This window comes from Citrobacter sp. B72, assembly GCF_016894305.1.
GTDB classification, from domain to species: Bacteria; Pseudomonadota; Gammaproteobacteria; order Enterobacterales; family Enterobacteriaceae; genus Citrobacter; species Citrobacter portucalensis.
This window is the reverse complement of the sequence record NZ_CP069801.1, coordinates 3,764,186-3,777,302: the sequence shown is the minus strand read 5'-3', so window position 1 is coordinate 3,777,302 and position 13,117 is coordinate 3,764,186. Positions and strand designations below refer to the sequence as shown.

The following is a 13,117-nucleotide window of genomic DNA, read 5'->3' as shown; positions in this document are numbered from 1 at the left end:
ATGGCATTTACTCGTGAGCTTTATCGGCTTGGTTTTGAAATCTCCCCGGTTATCCTCTGCAATGGAGTTGCGGAGGCCATCCCCGGTGGCATGCTACCAATAGTGGCGCTCACCCAGAGCGCCAGCTTTGTGACCGGGCTGATCGGTGGGGCAATCAACCTTACCGATCTGGATAAATATTTCTGTCACTGGCGGCCTGTTCTGGGCTCGACAATGGTTGACTATGACATCGCTCGCTATCCGTTCGCTAACCAGACTGTCGCAGCTAACGCGCTTCTTGCACAGCCGCTGAGGGTCAGCCTGATGATGGATGCGCCAGTGAACGAGAATACCGGCGCCATGACCAAGCTGGTAACGCTGAGCGCACTGCAGGCGGTGCTTCAGGCGCATGCCAATCTGGGCGGGACTTACATAGTGGCCACGCCGTCAATCATCTACAACAACTGCATCCTGAAAACGGTTAAGGACAACTCATCCGGTAATGACCCGCTTCCTCAGCGCTCCTGGCTCTGGGATTTCGAGCAGCCACTGATTACCGAAACCGCTGCTGATCAGGCCGTAAACAGTTTCCTCAGCAAAATTGATGGTGGTGACCAGAACAACAGCAGCGCATGGACAAACACCGTCAGTGCACTGGGTAACACATCGCTTGGCGGATCGGTTACTGAAGCGGTGACAGGCGTGATTGGCAAGCTGCAGGGGGTATTTGGCATATGAGCACTGTCAATTACCCGTTTACCGGGCTTGAAAGGAAGAGCATGACGTTTGCACCGGTTCTCGACGGAACGGTATACACCTGCCAGATGAAGTGGAACATCGCCGCTCAGCGCTGGTATTTGCTGATCACTAACAGCGCCGGGAACCCGGTGCTGAATACTGCTGTTGTGGGCTCGACATCCGCCGGGGGAATAAACCTTCTGAATGGGGTATTCACATCAACGACCATGATCTGGCGTGAAAAGAACGGGCAGATTGAGGTAACGAGCTGATGCGCTACTACGAAATTAACATTTTTGATGGCGACACCTTAATCCAGAAATATTCTAGCCTGAAGAATGGAGTCTATAACCCCGGAGCGCTGATGGTGGAGTTCGACATCATGCGCTTTGGTGAATCCACGCCAGCAGGGGAAACGCACCTGACTGTATGGGGTATAGGCCCAAAAGACATGCAGCAGGCCAGACAGAACCTTTACGGGAAGCGAATTCAGATCTTTGCCGGGATGTCGAAAGGACTGCCGCTGGCGGGAGTGTGGGATAAAAAGCTTGCCATTGAGGGGACCATTTTTCAGGTTTTCGGCAACTGGCAGGGTACAGAGTTACGGCTGGACTTCATTATTGTCGCAGGACCAGTTAACACCACGACCCGCGGGCAAATGGTTCCTCTGCAGCTCACCATGCCCTGGTCAATGGGGCAGAAACTCTCCGTTGCGCTGACGCAATGTGTCATGACGATGGGAGGCTTTACGCCGAACATAAGCATCAGTGACAGGCTGACGCTGAATTACGATCGCCCCATGTTTTGCGGCTCCCTCGCAGAGCTTGCAAAAAACCTGAGGGCTTTTTCGTTATCCCGCATCAAAGACCAGGGCTATACAGGCGTCGAAATTGCCGTGGTGAACGGCAACGAAATCCGGGTTTGGGATAACGATTACGCTAACCATCCGGATCAGGCATCGAAAACCAGTGCGACGGAAAGAAGCAAAAACCCCGTCCAGATAAATTTCAATGACCTGATCGGCCAGCCAACATGGATCAGTTTTGGCGTTGTCAGTGTTGTCTGCGTCATGCGTGCAGATCTACAGACTGGTGACCATATCCTGATGCCGGAAAAGGCAAGGCCGATGATTCAGGCGTCTTCTTACTCCCAGTTTCGCGATGACTCAGCCTTTAATGGTGAGTTCGTCGTGCAATCGGTGAGGTTGCTGGGTAACAGCAGGCAGCCAACAGCAGAAGCGTGGATCACTGTGATTGAGGCATACCCGGCGGAGGCAGTTAAGACAAAATGAGTGTTGACCAGAAGCTTAATTTCGGCCGGAACATGAACAGGTTCGCCGAGCAGAAGTTTAATGAGGCTTTCCAGGCCGCCGGTAAAATCCTTCCGGCCAGCATTGTTGAGCAGAATGGCAATATGGTCACCGTAGCCTTCGAGCTGCACGACACGCCATATGTTTTCCCTAATGTCACGATCCCACTCTTCGGTCCGCAGTACATCCGCTATCCAATGCAACCAGGGGATAAAGGCATTGTCATCCCTGCTGACACCTATCTCGGCGGCGTCAGCGGGCAAGGCGGAGGTGTTGCTGACCTAACCCCTCCGGCAAACCTGAGCGCCCTGGTATACCTGCCGATCAGCAACACCGAATGGGAGACCGTCGACGGTAACGTTGTCACTATCTATGGGCCTGAGGGCGTAACCATCCGGGACCAGGGAAGTAACACGACGTTCCTGTTAACACCGGACAGCGTGACGATTGCGGCCGTCGATTTGTTTAAGGTCACTGTCGGTAGCACCGTTCTAACCATTACCCAGGGAATGTGGAGCATTACAGGACAGAGCGGGAAGTTACAGGATTCAACCGCCAGCACCAGCCCGGAGATTATGCATACCGGCTGGGCGTCGCTGGTGACCTGGTTGAATACTCATCAGCATTCAAACGGTAATGGTGGTGCAAACACCGGTGCTCCTACCACCACTTTCAACGGGAATATCACGCAATGAGAACCTACGGAAGAGATGCAAATGGCAAGTGGGTGCTGGTGTTGCCGGATGAAAACGGCTTCAATGATTCTATTTATCTGACGACGCTGATCCAGAACCTCAAGCTGGCTCCGCAGGAGTCACCATTTTTTGCAAACAACGGCATACCGTCCCAGAGCTCTGTTATTCAGCAGGTGCTGCCTACCTACTATGTCGACAGACTTCAGCGGCAATTTAGTCCGTATTTTTCATCACTGCAGATCGCCCTGGTGAGCGATGACCCGCCCGTATACAACATTTCGGCGATAACGAACGCCGGTTCTAAAATTATCACAACGGTGAACGTATGAGTGATTTGTCCGTAAGCTATGACGCAGCCGGGCCCGTGCCGAAAACATCCGAAGAACTACGCGCAGATTTAGTTTCCAGAGCCACTGAGTTATCACCTGGTATCACTACTGACCTTCCTGGATCGCTGATTGAGGATATCGTCGGTACCGACGTTGGCGCGCTGCTTATTGCTGATCAGATCCGCGTCGACCTCATAAACTCTGTTGGCCCGCTGAAAGCGAATATGTACATGCTGAACCTCATGGCGCAGCAGGCAGGAATTAGCGCACAAAAAACGGAGGGATCGACTACCGTTCCTGTGACGTTTAGCGGTCCAGCAGGATTCGTCATACCGCAGGGGTTTCTGGTCAGCGACGGCACTTATACCTACCAGATCGCTGATGCGACAGTGGTACTGTCTTCAGGCGTCAGCTCGATGGTAACAGCCATTGCAACAAACACCGGTTCGTGGGCCGTTCCTGTCGGTTCTGTTAACCAGATCCTCACCAGTCTGCCGTCTGACATTGCCCTGACCTGTACCAACCCGGTTGCCGGCACCCCTGGTGGAGCGCCTGAAACTAACTTCGAGTTTCGCGAGCGCGTCTGGGAAGCTCAGATGTCGACTGTGCAGGGATATCCCGGCTTTATCCGCCAGAAGTTAACTGACCTGAGTGATGTTCAGGCTCGTCTCGTTTCCGTAGTTCAGAGCGGTAATGAATGGATTGTGATGTGCGGTGGCGGCGATATCTATGAGATGGCCGGGGCGATTTATAAATCATCAGGCGACATCAGCAGGCTGAAAGGGACAGATTTGAATGTAACCGGGATCACCAATGCAAACCCTGGCGTCGTCACGACAGATATCACCCACGGTTTCAGCACGGGACAGGTTATAAAAATCGCTGGTGTAACCGGCATGACCGGCATTAATAACGTGTCACTAACCATTACCGTGTTTAGCCCGCACACCTTCTCTATAGGCATTAACACCACTGCCTCAGGTGTGTGGACAGGTGGAGGCATAGTCACGCCTAACCTGCGAAATAACGTTGTCACTATTAATGACTGGCCGGATAACTACGTTATCCCGTTCGTCATTCCGCTGCAGCAACTGGTGACGATTAAGTTTGAATGGGCGACAGAAAGCGCGAATTATCTGACTGATGCCACAATCGCCTCACTGGTGTCACAACCGGTTATAAATTATGTAAACGGGATATTCGCTGGAAAGCCGATGAATATCAATAACGTCAAGGATGTCTTTCTTCAGGTGATTAACAGCACGCTCGATATGAGCCTTATTTCGACACTGAACGTTATTGTTACGGTGAATGGTGTAATCACAGGAGTGGATGCCGGAACCAACATTATCAGCGGCGACCCTTACAGTTACTGGTTCATTGCCTCTGATGGGGTTATCGTGGAAGGGATGTGACATGCTAGAAGATATCATTAAGTCTTACCTGTATACGCAGTATAACGATGATGATGATCTCCAGGCATTCGTCTCTGCGTATAACTCCATGGCCCAGGAAATTTATGCATGGATGATTAACGCCAACCTTCCGATATTTGTCGGAGGGTATAATGCTGGTGACCAGTTGAAATGGATTGCCCGCGGGATTTATGGCGTTAAGCCGCCGGTGCTGGTCAGTGGAAAGCAATCCATTTTCGGCCCATACAACGCCGTTCTGTTCAACCAGTTGCCATTCAATGGCAGAAAGGTGGTCAATCAGTCAGAGCAGGTTGTCGTTTCAGACGATCTGTTTAAGCGAATCATGACGTGGAATTTCTACAAAGGTGATGGTTATTACTTCACCATTCCATGGTTAAAGCGCCGGATAATGAGGTTTCTTACGGGGGTTGATGGCGTTGACGTCGTTAACGATCAGAGGTGGAGTATTTCGGTTCTGTTTTCTGATTCCGGGGCGAGCATATCGATCATCAAAGGGTACAGGAAACTTACCGATGCCTCCATGTTCAATAACTTTTCCTACAATTCACAGGTGTTCAACCAAAAGAAAAGCCTGCTGATAAAAAGCACGAACTACGAATATGCTTCGTTGTTCAAGCAGGCCTTTGATAGCGGCCTGCTTCATATGCCATTTTATCAGCCCGTTACTGTAACCATTATCGGCTAGAGTTATCCCGGCGATCTATTGCCATGTCAGTGTAATACTTAAGGCACTGGCATATAACAAGCAACATGATAATGGTAAAGAACAGAGAAACGCTGAACTTTATATTTTCGAATGGTGGTATTCCTTCCTGAATCCACATGTTGAAGATTAAAGCAATAAGGAACGCCGAAAGAAAAATAGTTATCGCGCTAACTGATGATAAAAGAAATTTTGTAATAGCAACTGACAGATTATTCATTCTTAAACCCTCATTAAAGTTTAATTAATTTTACCACTAAGAACCCGCCCTGAGCGGTTTTTTTGTTGCTCAAATCCCGGAGGATAAATGGCACTCACACTTTTAGCTGCCAACAATGCGCAGACTGTACTGGCGGCAGGAATTAGCGCATCAGCAACTTCGTTGACTGTTAACTCAGGAACCGGGTCATTGTTTCCTGCGCCATCAGACGGAGTAAGTTTTTTTAAGTTAACCCTGATTGATGCGGCAACCGGGCAACTCACCGAAATCATGCATGTCACCGCGCGCACTGGTGACACCATGACGATCGAACGCGGCCAGGAGGGAACGACAGCCCGAGCATGGTCTGCGAATGATATCGCAGCAAACATGATGACGGCCGGAACGCTGTCCTACATCCTTGGGAACTTCCAGCCGCTGGATCCTACATTGACGGCGTTAGCCGCGTTAGTGGGCGTTGCGAATAAATTACCGTATTTCAACGGGGATGATACTGCAGCTTTGACCGACCTCACTCAGGTAGGCCGAGACATTATCGGGAAAAGCACTATTGCTGACATTCTCACATACCTTGGTTTAGACCGCATAAATCAAATTCCCACTGAAACAATTATCAAACTTGGGCCGGATGGAAATAAACAATTGTTTATTAACAATGGCGCGTGGGGGGCGTGGGATGCAGATTTGAACAAAGCAATCCCTCTATCTGTAGCGCAAGGCGGGATTGGGTCAACAACTGCATCTGGCGGTAGAACTAACCTTGGACTTGGTAATTCCTCAACCAGGGACGTTGGTACAACCAATGGAACTGTAATGGCTGGCGATGATTCCCGGGTATCAACACTAAAAACTGCGGCATATAAAGACATTGGAACGGGAGCTGGACAGGTCCCAGATATGTCGAGTTTTGTTTCGAATAAATCCGTAAATGGCAGGATGGAACTCCCAGGGGGGGTTATACGGCAGTGGGGGGTTATTCAGGTTCCGGGTAATGCAACAACGGAATTCAACTTTCCTGTTCCTTTTCCGTCCGCGGCTTATGTTGTTGTTGGCAGTTTTCAGGTTCCGGCAAGTGGCTCAGTCAACATGACACCGTTAAGCCGAACAACATTTAACGCTCAGAATTCGTACGCAACTGCGCAGTACGCATGCTGGATTGCAGAGGGAGCCTGATATGTATTTATTTAACCCTGAAAACAATACGTTTAACCCATATTCCCTGCGTGAGCAGTATGAAAAATATGACAACTGGCCATCCAGTGGTGTTGATGTGACAGAGGCCGTTTTCACCAAATATACCCAGACACCTCCCGAAGGCAAATGTCTGGGACATGGTGAAGATGGAGGTCCGTGCTGGGTTGATGCCCCACCGCTATCACATGAACAAGTGGTTGTCCAGGCTGAACAGCAAAAATCGATGCTTTTGGCAGAAGCTTCAGCGGTTATCGCCCCGTTAGCTGATGCCCAGACAGGAGGCTATATTGATGATGACGACGTGCCACGGCTAACGGCATGGCAAAAATACCGCTACGCGCTGACGAAAGTTGATCCGGCAAAACCTGTATGGCCTGAAAAACCAGAATAGGAACCTATAGGAGAAAGTCTGGAGCATTGTTGTGCCATTTTTGTGTCGCACACGGTAAAACGTAGTCCACTTTCTTACATCACGTGCCATCAAGTTACTTATTGTGAATGCGGCAATGTATATGTAAAACAGCTAGTTAAATGTGATTCTACTAATTCGTAATGCGAAGGTCGTAGGTTCGACTCCTATTATCGGCACCATTTCAACTTCCCCAAACGTCCGTATCCATCCATAAGTACCCTGATTTATAACGATTTTACTGCTTTTTAGTCCATCATTTTCCGTAACCATCCGCTAGAATCCGATACAGAATGTGTATAGGATTGTGTATATGTTCCTGTTCGGTCTTGGATTCCTATACACATGCCTTTAAACGATATGCAGATTCGCCGCGCTAAGCCTGAAGATAAACCTTATACGCTTGGGGACGGGCAAGGCTTGTCATTGCTTATAGAACCTAATGGAAGCAAGAGCTGGCGGTTCCGTTATCGCTATGCCGGTAAACCTAAGATGATCTCGCTTGGCGTTTACCCAACGATCACCCTTGCCGATGCTCGTTCTCGTCGTGATGAAGCTCGAAAACTTGTGGCAGAAGGAAAGAATCCGAGCGAAGTTCGAAAAGAGCAAAAGTTGGCTCTGCAAATAGAGTCAGAGAACGCCTTCGAAAACATAGCCAGAGAGTGGCACCAACTTAAATCTGCTAAATGGTCGACAGGTTATGCATTAGACATCATGGAAGCGTTTAAGAACGACATTTTCCCTTATGTCGGAACAAGGCCAGTGGGAGAGATTAAACCGCTAGAGCTGCTGAACGTACTGCGTAAAATTGAGAAACGTGGTGCGTTGGAGAAAATGCGCAAAGTGCGGCAGCGTTGTTCCGAAGTGTTTCGTTACGCAATTGCAACGGGTAGGGCGGAGTACAATCCTGCGGCTGATCTCTCCAGCGCTCTCGAAGTACACCAATCCAATCATTTCCCATTCCTAAAAGCTGATGAGATACCTGATTTTCTGCGCGCCTTAGAGGGGTACTCCGGGAGTAAACTTGTCCAGATTGCAACGAAATTACTGATGATAACGGGCGTGAGAACCATCGAATTACGCGCGGCATTATGGCAAGAATTTGATCTTGATAACGCTATTTGGGAAATTCCAGCAGAAAGGATGAAAATGCGTAGGGCACACCTTGTACCACTATCGACTCAAGCGTTAGATTTACTCAATGAACTCAAGATCATGACAGGGAACTATCGTTATGTTTTTCCTGGGCGGAACGATCCGAACAAGCCTATGAGTGAGGCTAGTATAAATCGTGTTATCAAATGTATAGGTTATGCTGGGCGATTAACCGGGCATGGGTTTAGGCATACCTTATCAACAATTTTACACGAGAAGGGCTTTGAGTCGGCTTGGATAGAAACCCAGCTTGCTCACATTGATAAAAACATGATTAGAGGTACGTATAATCATGCTCAATATCTTTCTCAAAGACGTAATATGATGGAATGGTACTCTAATACTATTGTAAACAGGACTTAATATGGAACTTGATCAAATTTATTATGATGCTTTAAAGGGAAACTGTTTTCTCTTCTTAGGGGCGGGGTTTAGTTATGAAGCAAAGAATGCTGCTGGCGAAAGATTTCCAAGTGCAGATAAATTAGCTACACAACTCCAAGATAAATTAGATTATGATGAGGAACGTCCTCAACTTAAACAGGCCTCTGAAGATTATATCGATGAGTTTGGTAAAGAGGCTCTTTTTAAAATAATATCTGATACATTTAGAGTTAAATCGACAAATGTTGATTATTCAGTACTAACTAAAATGAGGTGGCGGAGATTTTATACCACAAACTATGATGATCTAATTGAGCAAACTTTTAGGGAAAAAAAAGTAAATATTCATTCATTGTTAATAAACGATGAGCCATCTCTAATGATTCCTGGAGAAATATCCTGCATTCATTTGAATGGTTTCGTAGAAAAGATGGAGTTAAGTAAGTTTGATAGTGAATTTAAGTTAACTGAAACTAGTTATTTGACACAAATGTTTACTAACAGTAAATGGAAGACTGTTTTCAACGCAGATTTAAGAGAGTGTGATCGTGTATTTTTTATAGGTTATTCTTTGTACGATCTTGACATTGAGAAGATTCTAGTTGAAAACCCAGATATTAACCGTAAATGTGTTTTCATAACAGAAGAAAAACCGTCTTTGAGCCTTCATAAAAAATTAAGTAAATATGGAAGTGTATTGAAGATAGGAGTAGCTGGTTTTTTAAATGGGTTAAAAAATTCAATAGATGTATTAGGAGTTGTAACGTCAGAATTTAGATATGAAAATGTCCATCGTTATGATTCCGTTATACCAGACTCTAGTGTTACAACAAAAGATATTATTTCTCTTTTCTTGTATGGTAGTGAGAAACAATCAGCTATAAAAGATTCTATATTATCTGGCAACTCAAATTATTATATCTTCAGAAGAAAAATAAAAGATTTAGATCATGATCTAAAACGACACTCATGTGTAGTTGTCCACTCAAAATTAGCAAACGGCAAATCTATGTTTTGCTTAGGAGCTATAGAGTACCTGACGTCTCTCGGATACACAGTATTCTCATTGAATAATAGTAAGGATATAACATCTGCCGAGATAGAGAATTTAAAGAAAGAAAAAAAACCTGTTTTGATTATTGAAAACTATCATCGATACATTCCATCTCTTCAGTTACTCGGTGCAATGAATACCGATAATATCAAAATCATTCTTACTTGCAGGACTGAGCTGCAAGAGATATATGTTGAAAATTTAGATGATCTCGGATGGTCTAGTTTCGAATTGGATGTTAATTATTTGACCAAAGAAGAGCTTACTGCAATAATTAATATCATGGGGTCAAATGGCCTTTTTGGTGAACGTTCAAATTTGAATGAAAAACAGAAGCTTGATTATCTAACTAAAAATTGCCGCAGAGAAATGTCTCTTATTTTAGCAGATATTTTAAAAGCGCCGCAAATTACTGAAAGGATTAATGAGTTATTAAGTAAAGTGCGAAAGGATAGTGAACTTGAAGAATGTTTGCTTGCTTGCTCTATAGCCTCATATTTAGGTTACGAGTTCGATAGTATAGATATCCAAACTCTAACTTCTGCCAGGGGAATAGATAAAGTTAAGTATTTAAAGGATGAAACAACATCTCAAATACTAGAAAAAAACTCACAAGGATTAGTTGTTTTAAAAAACCCAGTTTTAGCTAAGCATATTCTAGCAGCTAAGGTGGAGACCAATTCAAATGAATTCTTGAAGTTTTTAGTTGAATTCTACGGGAAATTAAATCAATACTCTTCTTATGAAAGAAAGTATTATGACTTAATGAAAGATATTAATGTTTTTTCAAATCAGCTAAAGTTATTTGGAGAAAAGAATTGCTTCATTATCAATGATTTTTATGATAGGGTGCGATTATATTCTGATAATAGCAGAAATCATCATTTCTGGTTGCAATTTGCAATAGCAAAACTTTCAATCAAAGAATACGATGATGCTAAGACATACATTAAAACAACTATTTCCTTAGCAAAGGATCGTCGTTACAATTTTGATTGGGTAAACTGTCAGTACGCACGCTTAGTTATTGAAACCGCTCATCTTGTTGATAATACAAAAGAAATTATTGAAAGATTAAAGTTTGCATCTAGTTTGATTATAAATCAAAACAATAGGCATTATCCATTCCGGGTTGCTTGCAGTTTTGTATATTATGCAAGAGATAATCAGGCCACAATTGATCTTGAAACGAAGAAAGCTATTGCAGAGATATTAAGGCAGTTTGATGCAAAATACTTTAAAACGATTTCTCAACTTAGGAATAAAGAACACCCAGTTATGGCCAATTTTAAATCTACAATAGGACAGTTTTTTAAAAATAATCCTAATCTTTAAATATATAGGAGGTGGCGCAATGCTCTCCCCGCCACGCCTGCCCGCTTAAGGAACCGCTTTTAATGCAGGTGCAAAGGTGGCCTCAGGCCGCGCCGCGACTGGCGCAGGCAGAGGGGCAGGGGAGGGAAAACGCATGCAAAACCATGCACCTTATGGATGCATGGCTTATTTCGTTAAAAATAGCGGGATTTGCGGGGATTTTTTGACAGGCTACTGCGCGGCCAGTCCGGCGCGTCGGCGGGTGTAAATCATGCTCTGTGCCGGGGTGAATTTTTCACGATTATCATCCCGTGAAGGCGCGTCAGGCCTGTATCCAATGGTCGTTAAAATATCGCTGTCCTGTGCAGAATAATTAATGTCATTTCCTGCGGTCAGCCAGATGGAAAGGGCTTCACGGAGATATGCCATCGAACGGTCAAGCGCACGGTTTTTTATCATCGCGGGCTGGTTCTTAATCCCAATCAGTTCTGGTGCCAGTGCGGCGGCCAATTCAGCTTTACGGTTCAGCCACGCAGTTTTGTTTGTCTGACAGGCCTCAAACGCCTGCTCTAAGGTCAGAGTGGTCACGGGTTGTCTCTCCTGATTAGTGGCGGAATGGTGAGCTGTAACAGCCTTTCACCTGACGTGGAGCGGCGGGTGCTGTCGGCGCCGGCGCGGGTTTCTCATCGACGACCAACGAGCGTACCACTTCAAAGATGGACTCATGCGTTTTGAATGTCGCCGAGCAGTGCACATTCTGGCACTGCAGATAACTCTCTTTGACGCTGTCAGACATATAGCGGCTGGTGCGAACGTGGGCCGCCGTGCGGCAGAAAGGGCAGCGCATCATGACAATAACCCCCGTGCTTTTGAGCCCCTTTAAAACAGCACCACGTTCTCCGTATCGCCATTCTTGGTTGGTAGTTCAGAGGCCGTTAATCAGGCCTCGTCGAAATGGCTGATAATATCGAGCGGCCCTGCGCCAGGGCCGATTCGTTTACTGAGCAGATTCAACAGGATGTAAATGCAATACGCTTCAATCCCTCTACCGCTTTTTCGAGGTAGGCGCGTGGACATCCCATGTTCAGGCGGATAAAACCTTTTCCAGCAGGACCAAAGCCATTTCCCATTGAAGGCGCAATACCGGCAACATCAAGCATTACCCATTTGAGCTGCTCATCATCCAGTCCAAGCGCTTTGCAATCTATCCACAGTAGATACGTTGCCTGGGAAGGAACAACCCGAGCCCATGGGAGATATTCATCAATTTGTTGAATAAACCAGCGTCGATTTTCAGCCAGATAGCCAAGTAACTCGTCTAACCATGGCGCACCATGTTGCCATGCAGCCGTACTCGCCTCGACGGATAGCGCATTGAATACATCAAGTCCATGCGCATCCAGACGGCGTAAAAAGTGTTCACGCAATGCCGGTGCCGGTATCAGAAAATTAGCAATACGCAATGTCGACAAACCAAACGTTTTACTGGCTGAAGTGGCTGAAATTACACGCGAATGCCAGCGTTCTCCCAGATGCAGAACTGAAGTAAATTGTTCTCCAGGAAGCAATAAATCTGCCCATATCTCATCAGACAGCAACGTCACATCATAGGTCTCGCATAGCGTAAGTAGCTGTTCCAGCTCCTGTGCAGACCAACAACGACCGGTTGGGTTATGCGGATTACATAAAATCATTAATGGTGGACGTTCAGTCCGGAATAACATTTCCAGGTGGGCAAAATCCATTTGATAACCGGTAGCCGGGTCCTCATACAACGGATTTTCCAGCAGCTGTCTGCCGTTCAGAGAGATAATTTTAGCGAATGAGCCATAATAAGGTCCCTGAACGACCACGCCTTCACCGGGTTGACTCAGCATTTGTACGAGTAGCGATAATCCCGGGACAACACCTTCAATACTGCAGATCCACTCTTGCTTGATTTCCAGCTGATGCCGGGTTGAGAACCATGAAATTAATGAATCAAAGTAGCTTTGTGGTCGTTCGCTGTAACCAAAAATACCGTGCCCGACGCGATGAGTTAAAGCTTCCTGAACAGCGGGCGGGCAAGTAAAGTCAAAATCAGACACCCACATTGGCAACAGTTGATGTGTATCCTCGCCGAAATATCGCGCCATAAAGTCCCATTTCAGCGAGGCGGTATCGTGACGATCGATAATCTTATTAAAATCCATTACATG

At 46.2% G+C, this 13,117-nt stretch carries 14 protein-coding genes; 11 read left to right on the top strand and 3 right to left on the bottom strand.

Features of this window, described 5'->3' with window-relative positions:
* The 11 genes from JQN59_RS18035 to JQN59_RS17985 all read left to right on the top strand — a co-directional run bounded on the left by JQN59_RS18035 (position 1) and on the right by JQN59_RS17985 (position 10,940).
* Positions 1-717: a hypothetical protein gene (locus JQN59_RS18035; RefSeq protein ID WP_204528100.1), complete on the top strand. Its 717-nt coding sequence runs from the start codon at positions 1-3 to the stop codon at positions 715-717.
* Positions 714-989: a phage baseplate plug family protein gene (locus tag JQN59_RS18030; RefSeq protein WP_108090054.1), complete on the top strand. Its 276-nt coding sequence runs from the start codon at positions 714-716 to the stop codon at positions 987-989. The genes JQN59_RS18035 and JQN59_RS18030 overlap by 4 nt, the downstream gene beginning before the upstream one ends.
* Positions 989-2,008 carry a hypothetical protein gene (locus JQN59_RS18025; RefSeq protein WP_204528099.1) on the top strand — a complete coding sequence of 340 codons (1,020 nt, stop codon included), beginning with the start codon at positions 989-991 and terminating at the stop codon, positions 2,006-2,008. Before JQN59_RS18030 ends, JQN59_RS18025 begins: the two co-directional genes overlap by 1 nt.
* Positions 2,005-2,721, top strand: a complete 717-nt coding sequence (locus tag JQN59_RS18020) for a hypothetical protein (protein WP_204528098.1) — start codon at positions 2,005-2,007, stop codon at positions 2,719-2,721. Before JQN59_RS18025 ends, JQN59_RS18020 begins: the two co-directional genes overlap by 4 nt.
* Complete coding sequence (locus tag JQN59_RS18015) at positions 2,718-3,050, top strand: hypothetical protein (RefSeq protein WP_204528097.1); 333 nt, start codon at positions 2,718-2,720, stop codon at positions 3,048-3,050. The genes JQN59_RS18020 and JQN59_RS18015 overlap by 4 nt, the downstream gene beginning before the upstream one ends.
* Complete coding sequence (locus tag JQN59_RS18010) at positions 3,047-4,465, top strand: ubiquitin-activating E1 FCCH domain-containing protein (RefSeq protein WP_204528096.1); 1,419 nt, start codon at positions 3,047-3,049, stop codon at positions 4,463-4,465. The genes JQN59_RS18015 and JQN59_RS18010 overlap by 4 nt, the downstream gene beginning before the upstream one ends.
* Before the next feature lies 1 nt (position 4,466).
* Positions 4,467-5,171, top strand: coding sequence for a hypothetical protein (locus JQN59_RS18005; RefSeq protein WP_204528095.1), 705 nt, complete (start codon positions 4,467-4,469; stop codon positions 5,169-5,171).
* A gap of 325 nt (positions 5,172-5,496) precedes the next feature.
* Positions 5,497-6,582: a gp53-like domain-containing protein gene (locus JQN59_RS27000; protein WP_239484193.1), complete on the top strand. Its 1,086-nt coding sequence runs from the start codon at positions 5,497-5,499 to the stop codon at positions 6,580-6,582.
* Position 6,583: 1 nt separating this feature from the next.
* On the top strand, positions 6,584-6,994 hold the full coding sequence (locus tag JQN59_RS17995; RefSeq protein ID WP_204528094.1) for a tail fiber assembly protein: 411 nt from the start codon (positions 6,584-6,586) through the stop codon (positions 6,992-6,994).
* Between the two features lie 363 nt (positions 6,995-7,357).
* Entirely contained in the window at positions 7,358-8,530 is a 1,173-nt protein-coding gene (locus JQN59_RS17990) for a tyrosine-type recombinase/integrase (RefSeq protein ID WP_149607813.1), read from the top strand.
* Position 8,531: 1 nt separating this feature from the next.
* Positions 8,532-10,940, top strand: a complete 2,409-nt coding sequence (locus JQN59_RS17985; protein WP_149607812.1) for an SIR2 family protein — start codon at positions 8,532-8,534, stop codon at positions 10,938-10,940.
* A 210-nt stretch (positions 10,941-11,150) separates the two neighbouring features.
* On the opposite strand, the gene JQN59_RS17980 is transcribed toward JQN59_RS17985, so the two are convergent.
* The 3 genes from JQN59_RS17980 to JQN59_RS17970 all read right to left on the bottom strand — a co-directional run bounded on the left by JQN59_RS17980 (position 11,151) and on the right by JQN59_RS17970 (position 13,111).
* Positions 11,151-11,507 (bottom strand): phage polarity suppression protein, encoded by a 357-nt coding sequence (locus tag JQN59_RS17980; protein WP_149607811.1) that lies wholly within the window; start codon positions 11,505-11,507, stop codon positions 11,151-11,153.
* 16 nt (positions 11,508-11,523) lie between these two features.
* Complete coding sequence (locus JQN59_RS17975) at positions 11,524-11,769, bottom strand: ogr/Delta-like zinc finger family protein (RefSeq protein WP_149607810.1); 246 nt, start codon at positions 11,767-11,769, stop codon at positions 11,524-11,526.
* A 160-nt stretch (positions 11,770-11,929) separates the two neighbouring features.
* The gene (locus JQN59_RS17970; protein ID WP_048236037.1) at positions 11,930-13,111 is read right to left on the bottom strand and encodes a MalY/PatB family protein; all 1,182 of its coding nucleotides are present in this window, start codon (positions 13,109-13,111) and stop codon (positions 11,930-11,932) included.
* Between the last annotated feature and the right edge of the window lie 6 nt (positions 13,112-13,117).

Excerpts from the sequence above, each read along its gene's own strand:
- JQN59_RS18035 (WP_204528100.1), top strand. The coding sequence starts at position 1 with ATGGCATTTACTCGTGAGCTTTATCGGCTTGGTTTTGAAATCTCCCCG.
- JQN59_RS18030 (WP_108090054.1), top strand. The coding sequence starts at position 714 with ATGAGCACTGTCAATTACCCGTTTACCGGGCTTGAAAGGAAGAGCATG.
- JQN59_RS18025 (WP_204528099.1), top strand. The coding sequence starts at position 989 with ATGCGCTACTACGAAATTAACATTTTTGATGGCGACACCTTAATCCAG.
- JQN59_RS18020 (WP_204528098.1), top strand. The coding sequence starts at position 2,005 with ATGAGTGTTGACCAGAAGCTTAATTTCGGCCGGAACATGAACAGGTTC.
- JQN59_RS18015 (WP_204528097.1), top strand. The coding sequence starts at position 2,718 with ATGAGAACCTACGGAAGAGATGCAAATGGCAAGTGGGTGCTGGTGTTG.
- JQN59_RS18010 (WP_204528096.1), top strand. The coding sequence starts at position 3,047 with ATGAGTGATTTGTCCGTAAGCTATGACGCAGCCGGGCCCGTGCCGAAA.
- JQN59_RS18005 (WP_204528095.1), top strand. The coding sequence starts at position 4,467 with ATGCTAGAAGATATCATTAAGTCTTACCTGTATACGCAGTATAACGAT.
- JQN59_RS27000 (WP_239484193.1), top strand. The coding sequence starts at position 5,497 with ATGGCACTCACACTTTTAGCTGCCAACAATGCGCAGACTGTACTGGCG.
- JQN59_RS17995 (WP_204528094.1), top strand. The coding sequence starts at position 6,584 with ATGTATTTATTTAACCCTGAAAACAATACGTTTAACCCATATTCCCTG.
- JQN59_RS17990 (WP_149607813.1), top strand. The coding sequence starts at position 7,358 with ATGCCTTTAAACGATATGCAGATTCGCCGCGCTAAGCCTGAAGATAAA.
- JQN59_RS17985 (WP_149607812.1), top strand. The coding sequence starts at position 8,532 with ATGGAACTTGATCAAATTTATTATGATGCTTTAAAGGGAAACTGTTTT.
- JQN59_RS17975 (WP_149607810.1), bottom strand. The coding sequence starts at position 11,769 with ATGATGCGCTGCCCTTTCTGCCGCACGGCGGCCCACGTTCGCACCAGC.
- JQN59_RS17970 (WP_048236037.1), bottom strand. The coding sequence starts at position 13,111 with ATGGATTTTAATAAGATTATCGATCGTCACGATACCGCCTCGCTGAAA.